The organism is Xanthomonas sp. JAI131, from assembly GCF_013410075.1.
GTDB classification, from domain to species: Bacteria; Pseudomonadota; Gammaproteobacteria; order Xanthomonadales; family Xanthomonadaceae; genus Xanthomonas_A; species Xanthomonas_A bonasiae.
Genome location: NZ_JACCCN010000004.1, coordinates 432,923 through 454,408, shown reverse-complemented (window position 1 = coordinate 454,408; position 21,486 = coordinate 432,923). Strand labels below are relative to the sequence as shown.

Below are 21,486 nucleotides of genomic sequence, written 5' to 3'. Positions count from 1 at the left end.
CGTGCGCCCGCTCAAGTTTCCGGCATCGCCGCCGATACACGCCTTGGGACGCGCGGCACGCCGCGGTTGCGATCCACCCGGCGTCACAGTTCGCCATGTTGTCGTAGGCCGGTCGCGTTTCGGTAAAGCTTGATGGCCAGGGTACGCGTGGGCAATTGCGCCCGAACCTCTCCCCGCCCCGATGATCCGTCTCCTCCGTCGTTATCCAGTCGGTCCTCGACTGACCTTCGCCTTCGCGGCCTTGCTGCTGCTCTGCGGCGCACTGATCGTCGCCAGCCTGGCCTCGATGGCCATGGCGCGCCACCAACTCGACGACATCAGCCTGGACAAGATGGAGAAGATCCGCCTGTCCGATGCCATGGTCACCGCCCAGGCGCGGCTGGAAATCGGCCTGCTCAACGATGTGATCCTGACCAACCCCGACGAGAAGCGGGAGATCGTGCGCGCGATCGGCCAGGCCGCGCGCGATTACGCGCAGGTGCGCCGCAAGCTGTTCGCGATGCGCCTGGATCCGGCCGACCGCACCGGCGCGCAGCGCCGTGCCGCGATCGACCAGGCCTATGTCCAGGTGCAGCCGTTCCAGACCCAGGTGCTGGCGCTGGCCGCCGACAACCAGAACCTGGACGCGCAGACCCTGCACCTGTACACGCTGCAGCCGCTGCTGGCGAACTGGCAGCAGGCGATCCAGCGCAATGCCGCGCACCTGCGCACGCTCAGCGACCAGGCCTATGTCGATGCGGTGGCGACGATGGCCCGCGCGCGCTGGATGCTGCTGATCGGCGGCGGCCTGCTGCTGGCGGTGGCCACCTGGCTGGGCTGGTGCATCACCCAGAGCCTGGTGCGGCCGCTGCGCGAAGGGACGCGGATCGCCGCGGCGATCGCCGCCGGCCGTCTCGACGCACCGTTGCCGGTGCACGGCAACGACGAGGCCGCCGAGCTGCTGCGCAGCATGCAGACCATGCAGGCGCAGCTGCGCGCGGTGCTCGCCGAGCAACGGCAGATGGCGCAGCGCCACGCCGCCGGCGCGGTCGCGCACCGCAGCGACGCGGCGGGGTTCCCGGGCGAATACGGGCAACTGCTGCACGACGCCAATGCGCTGGTCGATCTGCACGTGGGCACGGTGCAGTCCACCGTTGCATTGATGCAGCGTTACGCCATCGGCGACCTCAGCGAGGACATGCCGCGCCTGCCCGGCGAGCAGGCGGCGATCTCCGACACCATGGACGCGATCAAGGCCAACCTCGGCGCGCTCAACCGCGACATCTGGCACCTGGCGGCGGCCGCGGCGGCCGGCGATTTCAGCGCGCGCGGCGACGTCGGCCGCCACCAGCACGATTTCCGCACCATGCTGGAAAGCCTGAACCAGCTGATGGCTACCGTGGACGGCAACCTCGGCGCGCTGTCGACGCTGCTGCGCGCGATCGCCTGCGGCGACCTGGGCGTGCGCATGCACGGCGAATTCCATGGCGTGTTCGCGCGCATGCGCGACGACGCCAACGCCACCGCCGACCAGCTGGCGGGGATCGTGGCCGGCATCCAGCAGGCGGCGGCGGCGATCGACAGCGAGGCCGGCGCCATCGCCGGCGGGCACCAGGACCTGTCGCGCCGCAGCGCCGAGCAGGCCGGCGCGCTGGAGCGCACCGCGGCATCGGCGGCGCAACTGACCGAGACGGTCAAACAGAACGCCGCGCACGCCGACCAGGCCAACCAGCTGGCGACCGCCGCGGCGTCGGTCGCGCGCCAGGGCGGCGCGGCGATCGACGAAGCGGTGGCGGCGATGCAGGGCGTGCAGTGCTCGTCGCGCAAGATCGGCGAGATCATCGCGGTGATCGACAGCATCGCGTTCCAGACCAACATCCTGGCCCTGAACGCGGCGGTGGAGGCGGCGCGCGCCGGCGAGCAGGGCCGCGGCTTCGCCGTCGTCGCCAGCGAAGTGCGCGCGCTCGCGCAGCGCTCGGCCGGGGCGGCGAAGGAGATCAAGACGCTGATCGAGGCCTCCCTGTCCCGGGTCGCGGTGGCGTCGGCGCAGGTCCACGGCGCGGGCCAGACCATGGGCCGGGTGCTGGCCTCGGTGGGCGAGGTCAACGACGTCGTGGCCGGGATCGCGGTGGCCTCGCAGGCGCAGTCGGCGGGCATCGAACAGGTCGGCCAGGCGATGGCGCAGATGGACCGCACCACGCAGCAGAACCTGGCGCTGGTGGAACAGGCCACCGCGGCCTCGCATGCGCTGGAACAGCAGGCCGGCACGCTGGCCGCGGCGGTGGCGGTGTTCCGGCTGCAGGCGCGCGCCGAGGCGCCGCGACAGCGGCCCGCCATGGCCGCTCCGGCACCGGCCGAGCTCGACCTGGCCGTCGGCGCCTAGCCGGGCACCGCGTGGTCGCGCGGTGGCGTCGTGCACGGGGGCTTTCCGCCTGCGCGGCGCTGCCGGAGCGCCCAGGACGGCCAGCGCGCGGGGATGGCCGCTGGCGGCTGAATGCGTCGCCTACACGGTGTTCGTGAAGCTTGTGTGTAGAAAAAATTTCGCTTAAGTTCCCGCCACGCCTGCCGACAAAACAGGCATAGACGCGATACGTCTTGCGTACGCGGCCCGATCCCGGCGTCCTGACATGCCGGCGTAGTGCCGCTCGGACCGTATCGTTCGCTGGTGCCGGAGGTCGCGCCAGGTGTGAGGTAGGCGGGGAGAGGGGGCCTGCCGGGCGCTGCGCATGGAGTTCTTCTTCCGCAGCGCTGAGGCGAAACCCGCCGTCCTTCCGTTTTCTCCGAATCTGTCCATCGCCACGGCGCTGCGCGCCTCGAGGCGAACGATCCGTTCCCGAACGCCGCCGGATTCACCCGGCCTGTCGCGACTGCCTGCCTCGCCACCGTGGCGCATTGTGCCGGCAGGGCGGTGCTGCGCCGCACCGGTTCACTGCGCCGCGGCCAACCGCGTGGTCGGCGACGCGAGGGCGATCCCTGTGCCGGGTGCAGTCGCTGGTGTCCGGCGACGATTTCGTTGTGCATCGCGACCTGTAAGACCGTTTCTGCGAGCGGCTGTCCCCGTGCCAGGCGCTGGGTCAGCGTCCGGGCTGAAACAGCCCCATGCTTCTGCGTTTCCTTGCCTCGTGCGCGCGCAACGACGGCGCGCGAGACGCCCTAGCTCAACAGCCGCCGCAGTTGCGCCTTCAGGCGCCGCCCATGCGCGTGGAAATAGTCGCGCTCGGCACGCCAGGCCGGGAACCGCGCTTCCACTTCGCGCCAGAACGCGGGCGAGTGGTTGGCCTGGATCAGGTGGCACAGCTCGTGGACCAGCACGTACTCGAACGCCGAGGGCTGTCCCAGCACCAGCGCCAGATCCAGCGCCATCGAGCCGTCCGGCGCCAGCGAGCCCCATTGCGAGGACATCACCTTCAGCCGCACCCGCGCCGGCGCGCGCGGCAGCGAGGGCAGGTACTTGGGCAACCAGCGGCCGACATCGGCGCGCGCCTGCGCTTCGTAGAACTCGCGCAGCGCGCGCGCGATCGCCGCATCGCCGGCGCGCGCCGGCAACTGCAGCTGTGCGCCCTCGGCATCGACCTGCAGCCGCGCGTAGCGGCCCTCGCTCCAGCGCAGCGGCAGGCGTTCGCCGCGCAGCGGCAACCAGCCTGGCACGCCGCGCTGCAGGCCGGGTTCGTTGTCGTCTTCCTGATAGCGCGCCAGCTGCTCGCCGAGCCAGTGCCGGTGTTCGAGCAGGAAGCGCTCGCCGGACACCAGGCTGGCGCGCAGCGGCAGGGTCAGGCGCGCGCCGCGTTCGTCGACGCTGAGCTTGATCCGCCGCGCACGCGGGTCGCGCACGCGCAGCACCTCGATCTCGCGCTCGTCCAACCGCAGGCGGACGAGGTCGCGTTCGACGGCCGTTGCGGGCGGCGCGATCAGGCGACGGAGGAAATCGGGCATGCGCACAGCATACCGCTCATGCGCGCGCGCACGGTGACAGCGTGCACCGATCGCGCTGCATGCTTCAGCTGAATTTTCGTCACCGTCGCCGCCGGAGCGTTCGGCAGTGGAGCCGAGCAGCGTACGCCGCGGCCCCTGTAGGAGCGGCTTCAGCCGCGACGAACGAAGCCGGCAAGTTGTCCGGCTTCGGTAGCTGCCGGTTGGGGCTGAAGCCCCTCCTACAGTGCACCCAGCGAGCTTGCAGAGGCCTCTTGCGGGAGCGACTTCAGCCGCGACGAGCGGCGCCGGGAAGTTGTCCGGCTTCGGCAGCTGCTGGTCGGGGCTGAAGCCCCTCCTACAGTGCACCCAGCGAGCGTGCCGAGGCCCCATGTGGGAGCGACTTCAGTCGCGACGAGCGAAGTCGGGAAGTTGTCCGGCTTCGGTAGCTGCCGGTCGGGGCTGAAGCCCCTCCTACAGGGCACCCGGCCGGCAGGTGCGCGGCTTGTGTAGGAGCGGCTTCAGCCGCGACGAGCGGAGTGGCGGAGTCGGCCGACTTCCTAGTCCGTCGGGGGCTGAAGCGCATGCCTGCAGTGCAGATGACCGGCTTGGCGATCCACCCTTGTGGGAGCGACTTCCGTCGCGACGAGCGGAACCGGCAAGCCGAGCGGCGCGCTGCCGGCCTCGCCTCAGGTCTCCGCCTTGCTCAGCTTCAGCGCCTCTTCCAGCAGCAGGAACAGGCGCCGCACCTCGGCGCTCATCAGCGCGAAGCGGGCGTCCAGTTCGGCGCGCACGCCGTCCTGGTCGGCGTTCTCCAGCTGGTCCAGGGCGCCGTCGAGGAACTTCAGCTTGCGGATCACCAGGTCGTCGCCGAGCACGAAGGAGACGTGGTCGTCCAGGATCAGCGCCAGCTTGGTGACCTGCTTGCCGGCTTCCAGGTGCTTGTCGATCTCGTCGCAGCGCAGTTCCTGGTGCTGGCACTTGACCACCGCGCCGCCTTCGATCGGATCCTTCATCTCGCACTCCTCGCCCAGGCTCAGGCCTTCGGGCAGGGGCTCGCCGGCGATCCAGCCGGTCAGGATCGAGCGCGGCGCCACTTCCGCGTTCAGCGGCAACGCCGGGAAGCTGCCCAGCGCGCCGCGGATCTCGGACATCACGTTCTCGCCGGTCTTGCGGCTGGAGGTGTCCACCGCGACATAGCCGTGCTGCAGGTCGAGCATCGCGTCGGTGCGCGAGGACTTGACGAAGGCGCGCGGCAGCAATTCGTGGATCAGGTCGTCCTTGAGCCGCTTGCGCGCCTTGCCGCCGGGCCGGCGGCCTTCCTTCTCCTCGATCTCGGCGACCTTGCGCTCGAGCAGGTCGTTGACCACCGAGCCGGGCAGGATCTTGTCCTCGCCGCCGACGGTCAGCCACAGGAACTCGGCGATGCGGTGCGACAGCACTTCGTGCTCGTCGCGGCCGAACGGGGAGATGAAGCCGCGCGAGCTCATTTCCAGCGGGCCGACCGGCTTGAGCTGCACCTCCGGCAGGAGCTTGTCGATCTCGGAGAAGTCGAGGGTGGTGGGGAAGCGGAACAGGGTCAGGTTGCGAAAGAACATCGAGCATCCAGCAGAAGGAAACGGAACGGCCCGGCGCCGTGCGCAGGGTGGGCGGCGGGCATTGTCGCATCGCTCCCGCCCGGATACCGCAACGCGCGGTTCAGCGGCGCGCGCGCACCGCCGGCGGCGGCCTCATGCGTCGTCGTCGTCGAGCGGCCAGCCCATGGCTGGCGGGGCATCGGCAGCGCCGAGCGTGCGGAAATCGAACAGCGCCGGGTCGGCCAGCTGCGACGGCTGCACGTTGCCCATGGCGCGCGCGATCTGCTCGACGCGGCCGGGATGCTCGCGGTCCCACTGCTGCAGCATCAGCCCGACCTGGCGCCGCTGCAGGGTCTCCTGGCTGCCGCACAGCGTGCACGGGATCAGCGGGAAGCCGCGCGCCTGTGCGTACTCGGCGATGTCGGCCTCGCGCACGTAGGCCAGCGGCCGGATCACCACGTGGCGGCCGTCGTCGCTGCGCAGCTTCGGCGCCATCGCCGCGAGCCTGGCGTGGAAGAACAGGTTCATGAAGAAGGTAGCGACGAGGTCGTCGCGGTGGTGGCCCAGCGCGATCTTGCTGATCCCGTTTTCGGCGGCATACCGGTACAGCGCGCCGCGGCGCAGCCGCGAGCACAGCGAACACAGGGTCTTGCCCTCGGGCACCACGCGGCTGACCACCGAGTAGGTGTCCTGCTCGATCACGTGCCAGGCCACGCCGAGCGTGCGCAGGTAGTCGGGCAACACCTCGGCGGGGAAGCCGGGCTGCTTCTGGTCCAGGTTCACCGCGACCAGCTCGAACGGCACCGGCGCCTTGCGCTGCAGCTGCAACAGGATGTCCAGCAGGGTGTAGCTGTCCTTGCCGCCGGACAGGCACACCATCACCTTGTCGCCGGCTTCGATCATGCCGAAATCGGCGATCGCCTGGCCCACCTGCCGGCACAGGCGCTTGCCCAGCGCCGAGGGCGTGCGCCGGTCGCGCGGGGCGGGATCGGCGAGGTGGTGCGGCAGCGGCAGCGGCGTAGGGGTCATCGGCGCGCATTGTAGTCGGCGCGACCCAAAGCGCGTTGCGCGCGACGGATGCGCTCCCCGCGCGCGATCGCCACGCGGCCACACTGCTGCCGGCGTGTCGCACTGTGCTGGCGCGCACGCCGCGCGCGCGGATGGCGCAGCGCAGCAAGCGTTTCGCCGATGGGCTGGGTAAAGTCCGCCTGTCCCCCGGCTTGCGAACCGCATCTAATGGCCCCGTCGGCTTCCCTCCGCAGCGAAGCTTTTTTTAGCGCGGTTTCTGGTAGCGCTACCATAACCTCGCGTATGGCGCGGCGCGCCAGGCGCGCAGGCGACCGGATGCGGCGCCTGCATGCCGCCCGGGACCGCGCCTGCAGCATTCGCGCGACAGGTGCACGGGCCGGCCTTGGCGATCGCGCCGTGCGCACGTCCGGGCCGGCGCTGCTCGATCCATGCGCGCCCGGGTCCATCCCGCTGCCCGCCGCCGCCGCCGCGGCCGAACCCACGTCTGCTTGTTCCTCCCACTCGACAGGATTCCACTTCCCATGAGCAACTCCGTCTACATCGGCGCCAAGGAATACTTCCCGGGCATCGGCCGCATCGCGTTCGAAGGCAAGGCCTCGGACAACCCGCTCGCCTTCAAGGTCTACGACGCGAACAAGCGCATCGGCGACAAGACCATGGCCGAGCACCTGCGCTTCGCGGTGGCGTACTGGCACAGCTTCTGCGGCAACGGCGCCGATCCGTTCGGCCCGGGCACGCGCGCCTATCCGTGGGACGCCGGCAGCGACGCGCTGGGCCGTGCCGAGGCCAAGGCCGATGCCGCGTTCGAGTTCTTCACCAAGCTCGGCGTGCCGTACTACTGCTTCCACGATATCGACCTGGCGCCGGACGCGGACGAGGTCGGTCAGTACGAGAAGAACCTCAAGCACATGGTCGGCATCGCCAAGCAGCGCCAGGCCGACACCGGCATCAAGCTGCTGTGGGGCACCGCCAACCTGTTCTCGCATCCGCGCTACATGAACGGTGCCTCGACCAATCCGGACTTCGACGTGGTCGCGCGCGCGGCGGTGCAGGTCAAGGCGGCGCTGGAGGCCACGGTCGAGCTGGGCGGGGAGAACTACGTGTTCTGGGGCGGCCGCGAAGGCTATGCCAGCCTGCACAACACGCAGATGAAGCGCGAGCAGGACAACATGGCGCGCTTTCTGACCATCGCCCGCGACTACGGCCGCAGCATCGGCTTCACCGGCAATTTCCTGATCGAGCCCAAGCCGATGGAGCCGATGAAGCACCAGTACGACTTCGACAGCGCCACGGTGATCGGCTTCCTGCGCCAGCACGGCCTGGACAAAGACTTCAAGCTCAACATCGAGGCCAACCACGCCACGCTGTCGGGCCACAGCTTCGAGCATGACCTGCAGGTGGCCAGCGACGCCGGCCTGCTCGGCAGCATCGACGCCAACCGCGGCAATCCGCAGAACGGCTGGGACACCGACCAGTTCCCGACCGACCTGTACGACACGGTCGGGGCGATGCTGGTGGTGCTGCGGCAGGGCGGGCTGGCGCCGGGCGGGCTGAACTTCGACGCCAAGGTGCGGCGCGAGTCGTCCGATCCGCAGGATCTGTTCCTGGCGCACATCGGCGGCATGGACGCGTTCGCGCGCGGGCTGGAAGTGGCGCATGCGCTGTTGACCTCCTCGCCGCTGGAGCAGTGGCGCGCCGAGCGCTACAGCAGCTTCGACAGCGGCGCCGGCGCGGCGTTCGCGGCTGGCAGCAGCACGCTGGCGGACCTGGCGGCGCACGCGGCCAAGGCCGGCGCACCCAAGCAGGTCAGCGGCCGCCAGGAAGCCTACGAGAACCTGATCAACCAGTACCTGATCCGCTGATGCGGACCCTGCCGCCCGCCGCCGCGTCAGCGCCGTTCGGCGCGCGCGGCGGCCGGTGCGGCCACCGAATCGCGCTTGACCAGCTGATGAGCGAGCACATGATCGATCTTCGTCCGGGCCGTGCGTTCCTTGCTGCGGATGCTGCGCAACAGGATGTCGATCGCCGCATCGGCCATCGCCGCGATCGGCTGGCGGATGGTGGTCAGTTCCGGCCACACGGTGGTCGCGGCGGAGGTGTCGTCGAAGCCGACCACCGACAGGTCGCGCGGCACGTCCAGGCCGCGCCGGTGCGCGACCGAGATCGCCGCGGCGGCCATGTCGTCGTTGCTGGCGATGATGGCGCTGGGCCGATGGCGGCGCGACAGCAGTTTCTCGGCGGCGTCCAGGCCGGAGCGGTAGGTGTAGTCGCCCGGCTGCAGCAGGTGCCGGTCCAGGCGCAGCCCGGCTTCGGCCAACGCCGCCTGGAACCCTTCGAAGCGGCGCGCGCTGGCCGACAGGTTGGAGCGGCCGGCGATGTAGCCGATGCGGGTGTGGCCCTGCGCGATCAGGTAGGCGGTAATGTCCTTGCTGGCGTTGAATTCGTCGATGCGCACGCAGGCGACCTGGTCGCTGAAGCGGTCGGAGGCGATCGCCACCACCGGCACCTTGGCGCGCACCAGCTCGCGGATCGCCGCATCCGATTCGCACAGCGGCGGCGGCAGGATCACCCCGGCGACACCGCTCTTGGCCAGCTTGCGCGCGGCCTTGCGTTCGGCTTCCGGGCCGAGGTCGTCCCAGTAGTCCATCACCACCTGGATCGAGGTGCGCGAGGCCGCGCGCAGCACCCCGACCAGCAGCTCGCCGAGGTAGGCGCCGCTGGGATTGCTGTAGATCAGCGCGACCCGCGTGCTCTGCGCGGCGGCCAGCGCACTGGCCGCCAGGTTCGGCGTGTAGCCGAGCGTGTCGACCGCGCGCATGACCTGCTCGCGGGTACTGTCGCGCACGTTGCCCTGGCCGTTGATCACCCGCGACACGGTCATCGGCGAGACCTTGGCCAGTGCGGCCACCTCGTCGATGGTCACGGCGAGGCTCTTGCGGCGAACCGATTTCCTGACCTTCTCCAAGATGCGCCTCTTCGTTGGCTTGCGGGCGTGGCTCGCGACCGGGGACATGCTGCGCAAGCCGCGTGTGCGGCGGCGCCGCGACACGGTGTGGATCCCGACACGAGTGACGCCTGCATGGTACCGGGAAGCCGGGTGGGCGGCGACCGCAGGCGTGCGCCGGCGCCGTGCCGGCGGGGGCGCGCATGAGCGGCCACGCGCGGCTGCGCGCGCTGCAGCGTCGGCGTCCGTTGCGCGGCGGCTGGCTGCGCAGTGCCTGCCTGTGGCTGGCGTTTTTATTGCCGATCGCCGTGGCGCAGGCCGAGGACGGCTACGATCTATGGTTGCGCTACCAGCCGCTGGCCGAGGCGCAGGCCGCGCCATGGCGCGCGGTCGCCACGCAGCTGGTGGCGGATGCCGACACGCCGATGCAGCGGGCCGCGCGCGACGAACTGCGCCGCGGCCTGGGCGGCCTGCTCGGCGCCGAGCCGCCGCTGGCGGCCAGCGCGGACCGTGCCGGCGCGATCGTGCTCGGCACCCAGGCGACGCCGGCGGTCGCGCGGCTGCGGCTGGACACGCGCGGCCTGGGCGAAGAGGGCTACCTGATCCGCAGCGTGGTGGTCGAGGGGCGCCCGGTCACCGCGATCGTCGGCGGTGGCGAGCGCGGCGCGCTGTATGCGGCGTTCCGCTTCCTGCGCCTGCTGCAGACCGGCCAGGCGCCGGCGCCGCTGGCGCTGCGCGATGCGCCACGGGTGAAGCTGCGCGTGCTCGATCACTGGGACAACCTGGACGGGGTGGTCGAACGCGGCTATGCCGGCGCCTCGCTCTGGGACTGGCAGAAACTGCCCGGCTACGTGGACCCGCGCTACACCGACTACGCGCGCGCCAACGCCTCGATCGGCATCAACGGCGCGGTGCTGAACAACGTCAACGCCAAGGCGGTGAGCCTGACCCCGGCATACCTGGACAAGACCGCGGCGCTGGCCGCGGCGCTGCGCCCGTACGGCATCCGCGTGTACCTGAGCGCGCGCTTCAGCGCGCCGATCGAGATCGGCGGACTGCGCACTGCCGATCCGCTGGATCCGGCGGTGCAAGGCTGGTGGCGGGCCAAGGCGGACGAGATCTACGCGCGCATTCCCGATTTCGGCGGCTTCCTGGTCAAGGCCAATTCCGAAGGCCAACCCGGCCCGCAAGACTACGGGCGCAGCCATGCCGACGGCGCAAACATGCTCGCCGACGCGCTGGCGCCGCACGGCGGGGTGGTGATGTGGCGCGCCTTCGTCTATTCGCACGAGCAGCCGGACGACCGCGCCAAGCAGGCCTACAGCGAGTTCGTGCCGCTGGATGGGAAATTCCGCGACAACGTGGTGGTGCAGGTCAAGAACGGCGCCATCGACTTCCAGCCGCGCGAGCCGTTCCACCCGCTGTTCGGGGCGATGCCGAAGACGCCGCTGATGCTGGAGTTCCAGATCACCAAGGAGTACCTGGGTTTCGCCACCCACCTGGTCTACCTGGGTACGCTGTACCAGGAAACCCTGCAATCCGACACGCGGCGCGGCAAGCGCGCGACGGTGGCGCGGGTGGTGGAGGGCGCCGTGGATGGGCACGTGCTCAGCGGCATCGCCGGGGTCGCCAACATCGGCGCGGACCGCAACTGGTGCGGCTCGATCTTCGACCAGGCCAACTGGTACGCGTTCGGGCGGCTGGCCTGGGATCCGCAGGGCGATGCGCAGGCCATCGCCGAGGACTGGGTGCGGATGACCTTCGGCAACGATCCGGCGCTGGTCGCACCGGTGGTCGGCATGATGATGGCCTCGCACCAGGCGGCGGTCGACTACATGACCCCGCTCGGCCTGCATCACCTGATGGGCCGCGGCCACCACTACGGCCCGGCGCCGTGGGATGCGGGCAGCGCGCGGCCGGACTGGGACCCGGTGTACTACCACCGCGCCGACCGCAACGGCATCGGCTTCGACCGCAGCGCGACCGGCAGCAACGCGGTGGCGCAGTACGCGCCGCGGCTGGCACGCCGCTTCGGCGACGTGCGCACGGTGCCGGAGGACTACCTGCTGTGGTTCCACCACGTGTCGTGGGACCACCGCATGGCCTCGGGCCAGCCGCTGTGGAACGCGCTGCTCGGCCGCTACGACCACGGCGTGGCCGAGGTGGCACGGATGCGTGCGACCTGGGCCGGGCTGGCGCCGTACGTGGATGCGCAACGTTATCGCCAGGTCGCCGATTTCCTGGCGATCCAGCAGCACGAGGCGCAGTGGTGGCGCGATGCCAGCATCGCCTACTGGCAACAGGTGTCGGGCCGTGCGTTGCCGCCAGGCATCGCGCCGCCGCCGCATCCGCTGGCGTATTACCAATCGCTGTCGTTTCCGTACGCACCGGGAAATCCGAAATGACGCCGCACCGTTCCGCTGTCCACATCGCCCGCCGCCTGCTGCTGGCGGCGCTGTGCGTACCCGCGTTCGCGCATGCCGACGACGCGCCGCTGTTGAATGCCCTGTTCCAGGACCACGCGGTGCTGCAGCGCGATGCGCCGATCCGCGTCTGGGGGCAGGCCGCGGCCGGCGAGACGGTGACCGTGCAGTTGGCGCAGCAGCGCGTGCAGGCGCGCGCCGACCGCCAGGGCCGCTGGCAGGCGCAGCTGGCGGCGTTGCCGGCCGGCGGGCCGTACGTCTTGCAGGCCAGCACCGCGCACGGCCGCGTGCAGCGCGCCGACGACGTGCTGCTGGGCGACGTGTGGCTGTGCTCGGGCCAGTCGAACATGGAGCTGCCGGTGCAGCGCACGCTGGATACGCGCAGCGAGATCGCCGATGCGCAGCAGCCGGCGATCCGCATGTTCAAGGTGCCGGCGCAGTCCAGCCCAACCCCGCAGGCGCAGTTCGGCGGCGCGACCGCGTGGCAGCCGACCACGCCGGAGACGGTGGGCGCGTTCTCCGCGGCCTGCTATTACTTCGCCCGCGAACTGCGCAAGACCGCGGACGTGCCGATGGGGCTGATCAACGCCTCCTGGGGCGGTTCGCAGATGCAGGCGTGGATCGGCGATGCGGCCCTGCGCAAGGTGGACGGCAACGCGCCGGCGCTGGACGTGCTGGCGCGCTACTCCATCGATTCGCAGCAGGCGGCGCCGCGCTGGGGCACGTTGTGGGAAACGTGGTGGCGCGCGCACGGCAGCGGCGCGCCGTGGCAGCCGGACGATGCAGGCGGCGACTGGCGCGACGCGCCTGCGGCGCTGGGCGCCTGGGACGACTGGGGCGTACCGCAGCTGGTCAATTTCAACGGCATGGTCTGGTACCGCAGCACGGTCACGCTGAGCGCCGAGCAAGCGAAACAGCAGGCGACGCTGGCGTTGGGGCCGGTGGACGAACTCGACCAGACCTGGGTCAACGGCCGGGCGGTGGGCAGCAGCTACGGCGCCGACCAGCCGCGCAGCTACCGCTTGCCGCGCGGCGTGCTGCATGCGGGCAAGAACACCGTGGTGGTCAACGTGTATAACAGCTACCGCCGCGGCGGCCTGCTCGGCGACGCGCAGGCGCAGCAGCTGCAACTGGGCGACGGCAGCCGGGTGGCGCTGGCCGGATGGCAGTACCGCATCGTGCCGCCGCAGCTGGGCACGCCGCCGCGCGCGCCGTGGTCCTCGGCCGCGGGCCTGACCACGCTGTACAACGGCATGATCGCGCCGCTGGGCCGGGTCGGCCTGCGCGGCGTGCTGTGGTACCAGGGCGAATCCAATACCGGCGATGCGGCCGGCTATCCGGCATTGCTCGACGCCTGGCAGCGCGATTGGCGGCAGCGCTTCGGCGCGCAATTGCCGCTGCTGCTGGTGCAGCTGGCCAATTACGGCGCGCCGCCCACCCAGCCGGGCGACAGCGGCTGGGCGCAGCTGCGTGAGGCGCAACGGCGCTTCGTCGCCGCCGATCCGCATGCCGGCCTGGCGGTGGCGATCGACATCGGCGACCGCTACGACATCCATCCGGCCAACAAGCAGGAACTCGGCCGGCGCCTGGCGCGCGCGGCCCGGCACGTGGTCTATGGCGAGGCGTTGGCGCCGTCCGGGCCGGTGCCGCATGCGCTGCGTCGCGATGGCGCGGCATTGGTCGTCGATTTCGACGACGTCGATGGCGCATTGCAGGCCTACAGCGCGGACGCACCGATCGGGTTCGAACTGTGCGGCGCGTCATCCGCCAGCTGCCGCTACGCGCAGGTCGAACTGCAAGGCCGCAGCGTGCGCCTGCCGGTGCCCGCCGGCACCGCGCCTACCCGCGTGCGCTACTGCTGGGCCGACAGCCCGGTGTGCACCCTGTTCGATCGCGCCGGGCTGCCGGCCGGTCCGTTCGAGCTTTCCCTCCCGTCCGCGACCCGTGCGGCCGCGGCTTCTTCCCCGTGAGCGATCCGCGATGACCCAGACTTCCGATAGCGCTTCTTCCGCCCAAGGCTCGGCCCGCGATCGCGAGATCGTCGAGGCGCGGGTCATCGTCACCTGCCCGGGGCGCAATTTCGTCACCCTCAAGATCGTCACCCGTTCCGGCGTGTACGGCCTGGGCGATGCCACCCTCAACGGCCGCGAACTGGCGGTGGCGTCCTACCTGCAGGATCACGTGGTGCCGAACCTGATCGGCCGCGACGCCGGCCGCATCGAGGACATCTGGCAGTTCTTCTACCGCGGCGCCTATTGGCGGCGCGGGCCGGTGACGATGACCGCGATTGCCGCGGTGGACGTGGCGCTGTGGGACATCCTCGGCAAGATGGCCGGCATGCCGCTGTACCAGCTGCTGGGCGGGCGCTCGCGCGAAGGCGCGCTGGTCTACGGCCACGCCAACGGCCGCGACATCGCCGAGACCAGCGAGGAGGTCGCCCGTTTCCGCGAACTCGGCTTCATCGCCATCCGCGCGCAATGCGGCGTGCCCGGGATCAAGAAGACCTACGGCATCTCCAGCGGCGGCAAGCCCTACGAACCGGCCGAGAGCGAGTTGCCGACCGAGACCGTGTGGTCCACGCCGCGCTATCTCAGCGTGGTGCCGAAGCTGTTCGAACAGCTGCGCGCCGACCATGGCGACGAGATCGAACTGCTGCACGACGCGCACCACCGCCTGACCCCGATCGAGGCGGCGCGGCTGGCGCGCGACCTGGAGCCATACCGATTGTTCTGGCTGGAAGACGCCACGCCTGCGGAAAACCAGCGCGCGTTCGAGACCATCCGCCAGCATTCGGTGACGCCGCTGGCGGTGGGCGAGGTGTTCAATTCGATCTGGGACTGCAAGCACCTGATTGAGCAGCAGCTGATCGACTACATCCGCACCACCATCGTGCACGCCGGCGGCATCACCCACGTGCGCCGGCTGGCCGACTTCGCCGCGCTGCACCAGGTGCGCACCGGTTTCCACGGCGCCACCGACCTGTCGCCGGTGTGCATGGGCGCGGCGCTGCACTTCGACACCTGGGTGCCGAACTTCGGCATCCAGGAATATATGTTCCATTCCGACGAGGCCAATGCGGTGTTCCCGCACGACTACACCTTCCACGCCGGCCGCCTGCATTGCGGCGAAACGCCCGGGCATGGCGTGGACATCGACGAAACCCTGGCTGCACGTTATCCGTACGCGCCCAAGCAGCTGCCGGTGGCGCGGCTGGAAGACGGCGCAATGTGGGACTGGTGAGGCGCATGCGCTGGGGACGCGCACTGGTTGTGGCGCTGCTGTGTGTCGTGGCGATGCAGGCTGCGTCGGCGCAGCGCGGGCGGGCCGCCGACATCGCCGAATTCGATTGGTTCGAGTACCGCGGTGACGACGCGGTGTTCGCCACGCCGCTGCCCCCCGGCCATTACCGCAATCCGGTGCTGGCCGGCTTCTATCCCGATCCCAGCGTCGTCCGCGCCGGCGATCGCTACTACCTGGTCAATTCCACCTTCGCCTATTTCCCGGCGCTCCCGGTGTTCGAGAGCCGCGATCTGGTGCACTGGCGGCAGGTCGGCAACGTCGTCGAGCGCGCCGGGCAACTGGACTACGACGGGCTGCGCGTGTCGCGCGGCATGTTCGCCGCCAGCATCGCGCACCATGACGGCCGCTTCTACGTGGTCGGCACCGCGGTGGACAGCGGCGGCAACTTCATCGCCACGGCGGACGACCCGGCCGGGCCTTGGTCGCCGCTGCACTGGTTGCCGGACATCGACGGTATCGACCCGTCGCTGTTCTTCGACGACGACGGCATCGCCTACCTGCTCAACAACGGCCCGCCCGACGGCGCGCCGCTGTACGAAGGCCACCGCGCGATCTGGATGCAGCGCTTCGACCTGGCGCGGATGCAGCCGGTCGGCCCGCGCAAGGTGCTGGTCAACGGCGGCACCGATCTGGCCAGCAAGCCGATCTGGATCGAGGGCCCGCACCTGTACAAGCGCGACGGCTGGTACGTGCTGTCCTGCGCCGAAGGCGGCACCGGCCCGCAGCACTCGCAGGTGGCGCTGCGCAGCCGCACGCCGTGGGGGCCGTACGTGCCGGCGCCGCACAATCCGATCCTGACCCAGCGCGACCTGCCCGCCGAACGCGCCGACCCGATCAGCAACGCCGGCCATGCCGACCTGGTCGAAGGCCCCGACGGGAAGTGGTGGGCGCTGTTCCTGGCCAGCCGCCCGTACGCGGGCGAGCGCTACAACACCGGCCGCGAGACCTTCCTGCTGCCGGTGACCTGGCACGACGGCTGGCCGTCGATCCTGCCTGCCGGGCAGCCGATTCCCTATGTCGCGCCGGGGCCTGCAGGGATGCGCGCCGACGCCGATACAGCACCGCTGACCGGCAACTTCACCTGGCGCGATGGCTTCGATGCACCGCAGCGCGATCCCCGCTGGCTGCTGTTGCGCACGCCCAAGCGCGAATGGCTCGACCCGCGCGCGCGCCCGGGCTGGCTGACGCTGCAACCCGATGCGCAAGGCCTGGACGGCAGCGGCAATCCCGCGTTCCTGGGCTACCGGCAGCAGCACACGCGCTTCGACGCCAGCACCGCCGTGCAGATACCGGCGCAGCCGGGCCTGGTCGCCGGCCTGGCCGCGTTCCAGAATGCCGATGCCTGGTACGTGCTCGGCGTGCGCCGCCGCGGCGGGCGCGCCGAAGTGTTCCTCGACAAGCGCGACGGCAAGCGCACCACCACCGTCGCGCGCAGGACGGTCGATGCCAAGGGCGCACTGCGCCTGAAGATCGCCGGCGACGGCGGCCGCTATGCCTTCGCCTTCGCCGCCGATGGCCAGGACTGGCAGTGGCTGCGCCGCGACGACGATGCGGCGATGCTCAGCACGGCCGTGGCCGGCGGTTTCACCGGCACCACCCTCGGGCCGTACGCCCGCCGCGAACCGGATCGATCCAGCAAGGAGTAGGCAATGCACACCGAGACTGCGCCGTACCAAGGACGTGGCCGCCGCGTCGCGACGCTGGCGTTGCTGTTGGCCATCGCGCCGTGCGCGGCATCCGCCGCCGAAGCGCCGCCGCCGTACCTGGACACCCAGCGCAGCTTCGAGCAGCGCGCCGCCGACCTGGTGTCGCGGATGACCCTGGAGGAAAAAGCCGCGCAGATGCAGAACGCCGCGCCGGCGATCCCGCGCCTGGGCGTGCCGGCCTACGACTGGTGGAACGAGGCGCTGCACGGCGTGGCCCGCGCCGGCGGCGCCACCGTGTTCCCGCAGGCGATCGGCATGGCGGCCACGTTCGATGTGCCGCTGATGCACGACGTCTCCACCGCGATCAGCGACGAGGCGCGCGCCAAGCACCACGAGGCCCTGCGCCACGATCAGCACGCGCGCTACCAGGGGCTCACGTTCTGGTCGCCGAACATCAACATCTTCCGCGACCCGCGCTGGGGCCGCGGCCAGGAGACCTACGGCGAGGATCCGTTCCTCACCGCGCGCATGGGCGTGACCTTCGTGCAGGGTTTGCAGGGCGAGGGCGCGGATGTGCCGAAGAACGCGCGGGGCGAGGCCTACCGCAAGCTCGACGCCACCGCCAAGCACTTCGCCGTGCACAGCGGCCCGGAGGCCGACCGCCACCACTTCGACGCGCACCCGTCGCAGCGCGATCTCTACGAGACCTACCTGCCGGCGTTCGAAGCGCTGGTCAAGGAAGGGAAGGTGGATTCGGTGATGGGCGCCTACAACCGCGTGTTCGGCGAATCGGCCAGCGCCAGCAAGTTCCTGCTGCGCGACGTGCTGCGCGACAGCTGGGGCTTCGACGGCTACGTGGTGTCCGACTGCTGGGCGATCGTGGACATCTGGAAGAACCACAAGATCGTCGCCACCCGCGAGGAAGCCGCCGCGCTGGCGGTGAAGCACGGCACCGAGCTGGAATGCGGCGAGGAGTACTCGACGCTGCCGGCCGCCGTGCGCAAGGGCCTGATCAGCGAAGCCGAAGTCGACAAGGCACTGCAGAAGCTGATGTATTCGCGTATGCGCCTGGGCATGTTCGATCCGCCGGAAAAACTGGCTTGGGCGCAGATTCCCATCTCGGCCAACCAGTCGCCCGAACACGACGCGTTGGCGCGGCGCACCGCGCGCGAATCGCTGGTGCTGCTGAAGAACGACGGCGTGCTGCCGCTGTCGCGCGCGAAGATCAAGCGCATCGCCGTGATCGGCCCCACCGCCGACGACACCATGGCGCTGCTCGGCAACTACTACGGCACCCCGGCCGCGCCGGTCACCGTGCTGCAGGGCATCCGCGAGGCCGCGCCCGATGCCGAAGTGCTGTACGCACGCGGCGCCGACCTGGTCGAAGGCCGCGACGATCCCGCCGCCACCCCGCTGATCGAGCCGCAGTACCTGCGTCCGTCGGCCGATTCGCCCGAGCGCGGCCTGCGCGGCGAATACTTCCGCAACCGCGACCTGTCCGGCCCCCCGGCGCTGGTGCGCACCGATGCGCAGATCGGGTTCAAATGGGACCGCGGCTCGCCCACCGACAACCTGCTCGCGCGCGGCGAAGCCGGCCCGGACCAGGCCATCCCGGCCGACAACTTCAGCATCCGCTGGAGCGGCAAGCTGGTGCCGCCGGCCACCGGCACCTACCACCTGGAAACCGCGGCCGACGACGGCGTGCGCCTGTATCTGGACGGCAAGCGCCTGATCGACCGCTGGAGCGCCAGCGACCGCCTGCACGCCGACGGCGTCGACGTGCGCCTGGAAGCCGGACGCAGCTACGACCTGCGCCTGGAGTACTACGAAGGCGAGCGCGATGCTGGCATCCGCCTGGCCTGGCGCCAGCCCGGCGCCAAGCCGCCGCTGCAGGACGCGCTGGACGCGGCGCGCCGCGCCGACGTGGTGGTGTTCGTCGGCGGCCTGACCGGCGACGTGGAAGGCGAGGAGATGAAGGTCAACTATCCCGGCTTCGCCGGCGGCGACCGCACCGACCTGCGCTTGCCCAAGCCGCAGCGCGACCTGCTCGAAGCGCTGCAGGGCACCGGCAAACCGGTGGTGGCGGTGCTGACCACCGGCTCGGCGCTGGCCATCGACTGGGCGCAGCAGCACGTGCCGGCGATTCTGCTGGCCTGGTACCCCGGCCAGCGCGGCGGCAGCGCCGTGGCCGACGTGCTGTTCGGCGACGCCAACCCCGGCGGCCGCCTGCCGGTGACGTTCTACAAGGAAAGCGAAAAGCTGCCCGCGTTCGACGACTACGCCATGCGCGGCCGCACCTACCGCTATTTCGCCGGCACCGCGCTGTACCCGTTCGGGCACGGCCTGTCGTACACCCAGTTCGCCTATTCCGACCTGCGCCTGGACCGCAGCAAGCTCGCGGCCGACGGCAACCTGCACGCCACGCTCAAGGTGAAGAACACCGGCCAGCGCGCCGGCGACGAAGTGGTGCAGCTGTACCTGCACCCGCTGTCGCCGAAGCGCGACCGCGCGACCAAGGAACTGCGCGGCTTCCAGCGCATCGCCCTGCAACCCGGCGAAACCCGCGAAGTAAGTTTCGCCATCTCCCCGCAGACCGACCTGCGCATCTACGACGAAGCGCGCAAGGCCTACGTGGTGGACCCGGGCGACTACGAACTGCAGGTCGGCGCCTCCAGCAGCGACGTGCGCGTGCGCCAGCGCTTCAGCGTGCAGCCGTCACCCGGAGCGGAGGCAAAGCCGCGCAAGTGACCGCGATCGGTGGTGCGAGCAGCCAACGCGCGCACCACCGAAAGAGCGGGCGCGGACGACCGAGATCAGCCCCACGCACGTCACCGACCCGGCACCGCCCCCCGCGATCACCCGCCGGCCCCCACGATCCCCTGTAAGAGCGGCTTCAGCCGCGACCGCCTCACCGACCAACCACCAGCCCGCCTCAACTCCCCTGTAGGAGCGGCTTCAGCCGCGACCGCCTTACCGACCAACCACCAGCTCGCCTCAGCTCCACTGTAGGAGCGGCTTCAGCCGCGACCGCCTGACCGACCAACCACCAGCGCGCCTCAGCTCCACTGTGGGAGGGACTTCAGTCCCGACAGCCTTACCGACCAAGCCTCAGACCAAACTCCTCCCCATGGAAATCCCGTGACCGAACCACGCCTCACCGCCGCCAAGCTCCCCAACCTGCCGCCGGCCATCGCGCGCCCAACCTACGCTTTGGACCGCGTCCGCATCGGCATCGTCCACCTCGGCGCCGGCGCCTTCCACCGCGCCCACCAGGCGGTCTACCTCGACGACCTGCTCGCCGACGAACCGGACTGGGCGATCAGCGCCGTCTCCCTGCACAGCCCGCAGGTCCGCGACGCACTGCGCCCGCAGGACGGCCTCTACACCCTCGCCCTGCTCGACGCCCCCCCCGAGCTGCGCATCATCGGCGCCATCCGCGAAGTGCTCTGCGCGCAGGACGAACAACCCGCCGTCCTCGCCCGCCTGGCCGACCCCGCGGTGCGCCTGGTCACCCTCACCGTCACCGAGAAAGGCTACTGCCTGGCCGGCGAACAGCTCGACTTCGCCCATCCGGACATCGTCCACGACCTCGCCGCCCCGCACGCCCCGCGCAGCGCCATCGGCCACCTCGTCGCCGGCCTGCGCGCACGCCTGCGCCTGGGTCTGGCGCCATACACCGTGCTCAGCTGCGACAACCTGCCCGACAACGGCGGCAAGCTGCGCCGCGCCGTCCTGCAGTTCGCGCACACCATCGACCCAGCGCTGGCTGCCTGGATCGAAACCGAAGCCGCGTTCCCGCGCTCGATGGTCGACAGCATCACCCCGGCCAGCGACGACGCCCTGCGCGAGCGCGTTGCCGCGCAACTCGGTTGCCACGACGCCTGGCCGATCCAGCGCGAGCGCTACAGCCAATGGGTGATCGAAGATCGCTTCTGCAACGGCCGCCCCGCCTTTGAGCGCGCCGGCGTCACCCTGAGCGACGACATCGCCGGCTACGACCGCGCCAAGCTGCGCCTGCTCAACGGCCCGCACTCCGCGCTGGCCTACCTAGGCTCCCTGCTCGGCCTGGACACCGTCGCCGACGCCATGCGCCACCCGCAGCTGGCCGCCTTCGTCGAAACCCTGATGCGCGAAGACATCGCGCCGACGCTACAGCCGATGCCCGGCTTCGACCCGCAGCGCTACACCGGCGCCATCCTCGCCCGCTTCCGCAACCCCGCCATCGCCCACCGGCTGGCGCAGATCGCCTGGGACGGTTCGCAGAAACTCCCAGTGCGCCTGCTCGGCACCATCGCCGACGCTCTGGCCGCCGGCCGCCGCATCGACCGCCTGTGCCTGCCGATCGCGGCGTGGATGCAGTTTGTGAGGCGGCAGGCGCGCGATGGTGTGGCGTTGGTGGACCCGATGAGCGAGGTGCTGACCGGGATCGGGCGCGGTGCGACTGGTGATGCAGGAGGCGATGTGGAGGCGTTCCTCAAACTGGATACAGTGTTCGCTCCGCTATCGCAGGATGCGCGTTTCGTCGAGACGTTGCGAACGGCTTTTGCAATGCTGAGCGGCGATGACAGCGGGTCGAGTAGTGTGAAAAGAGCCCTTGAGTCGGCATAGATCCGCAGCAGTCATTCGACGACAAAAACGAATGACCTCAAGGATGTCATGCGCGAGATGGTCGACCTCCC

At 70.5% G+C, this 21,486-nt stretch carries 12 protein-coding genes; 8 read left to right on the top strand and 4 right to left on the bottom strand.

Annotated elements, in window-relative coordinates; translation table 11 throughout:
* Positions 1-181 precede the first annotated feature (181 nt).
* Positions 182-2,362 carry a methyl-accepting chemotaxis protein gene (locus HDC36_RS18400; RefSeq protein ID WP_179570181.1) on the top strand — a complete coding sequence of 727 codons (2,181 nt, stop codon included), beginning with the start codon at positions 182-184 and terminating at the stop codon, positions 2,360-2,362.
* A 770-nt stretch (positions 2,363-3,132) separates the two neighbouring features.
* Here the strand turns inward: HDC36_RS18400 and HDC36_RS18395 are convergent.
* From HDC36_RS18395 to ttcA, 3 genes are all read right to left on the bottom strand, one after another.
* Entirely contained in the window at positions 3,133-3,912 is a 780-nt protein-coding gene (locus HDC36_RS18395) for a SprT family zinc-dependent metalloprotease (RefSeq protein WP_179570179.1), read from the bottom strand.
* Positions 3,913-4,577: 665 nt separating this feature from the next.
* The gene (locus HDC36_RS18390) at positions 4,578-5,486 is read right to left on the bottom strand and encodes a recombination-associated protein RdgC (RefSeq protein WP_179570177.1); all 909 of its coding nucleotides are present in this window, start codon (positions 5,484-5,486) and stop codon (positions 4,578-4,580) included.
* Between the two features lie 132 nt (positions 5,487-5,618).
* Complete coding sequence (gene ttcA, locus HDC36_RS18385) at positions 5,619-6,494, bottom strand: tRNA 2-thiocytidine(32) synthetase TtcA (RefSeq protein ID WP_179570175.1); 876 nt, start codon at positions 6,492-6,494, stop codon at positions 5,619-5,621.
* Between the two features lie 521 nt (positions 6,495-7,015).
* Here ttcA and xylA point away from each other — a divergent pair.
* Positions 7,016-8,356, top strand: coding sequence for a xylose isomerase (gene xylA / locus HDC36_RS18380; RefSeq protein ID WP_179570173.1), 1,341 nt, complete (start codon positions 7,016-7,018; stop codon positions 8,354-8,356).
* A gap of 26 nt (positions 8,357-8,382) precedes the next feature.
* Here the strand turns inward: xylA and HDC36_RS18375 are convergent, their stop codons facing one another.
* Positions 8,383-9,459, bottom strand: coding sequence for a LacI family DNA-binding transcriptional regulator (locus tag HDC36_RS18375; protein WP_179570171.1), 1,077 nt, complete (start codon positions 9,457-9,459; stop codon positions 8,383-8,385).
* 182 nt (positions 9,460-9,641) lie between these two features.
* Here HDC36_RS18375 and HDC36_RS18370 point away from each other — a divergent pair, with 182 nt between their 5' ends.
* The 6 genes from HDC36_RS18370 to HDC36_RS18345 all read left to right on the top strand — a co-directional run bounded on the left by HDC36_RS18370 (position 9,642) and on the right by HDC36_RS18345 (position 21,415).
* Positions 9,642-11,843: an alpha-glucuronidase family glycosyl hydrolase gene (locus tag HDC36_RS18370; RefSeq protein WP_255432807.1), complete on the top strand. Its 2,202-nt coding sequence runs from the start codon at positions 9,642-9,644 to the stop codon at positions 11,841-11,843.
* On the top strand, positions 11,840-13,831 hold the full coding sequence (locus HDC36_RS18365; RefSeq protein WP_179570169.1) for a sialate O-acetylesterase: 1,992 nt from the start codon (positions 11,840-11,842) through the stop codon (positions 13,829-13,831). Before HDC36_RS18370 ends, HDC36_RS18365 begins: the two co-directional genes overlap by 4 nt.
* Before the next feature lie 10 nt (positions 13,832-13,841).
* On the top strand, positions 13,842-15,101 hold the full coding sequence (gene manD, locus HDC36_RS18360) for a D-mannonate dehydratase ManD (RefSeq protein ID WP_179570167.1): 1,260 nt from the start codon (positions 13,842-13,844) through the stop codon (positions 15,099-15,101).
* A gap of 29 nt (positions 15,102-15,130) precedes the next feature.
* Entirely contained in the window at positions 15,131-16,807 is a 1,677-nt protein-coding gene (locus HDC36_RS18355) for a glycoside hydrolase family 43 protein (protein WP_179570556.1), read from the top strand.
* Positions 16,808-16,810: 3 nt separating this feature from the next.
* Positions 16,811-19,555 (top strand): glycoside hydrolase family 3 protein, encoded by a 2,745-nt coding sequence (locus tag HDC36_RS18350; RefSeq protein WP_255432806.1) that lies wholly within the window; start codon positions 16,811-16,813, stop codon positions 19,553-19,555.
* A 390-nt stretch (positions 19,556-19,945) separates the two neighbouring features.
* Positions 19,946-21,415, top strand: coding sequence for a mannitol dehydrogenase family protein (locus HDC36_RS18345; RefSeq protein WP_179570165.1), 1,470 nt, complete (start codon positions 19,946-19,948; stop codon positions 21,413-21,415).
* The last annotated feature ends 71 nt before the right edge of the window (positions 21,416-21,486 follow it).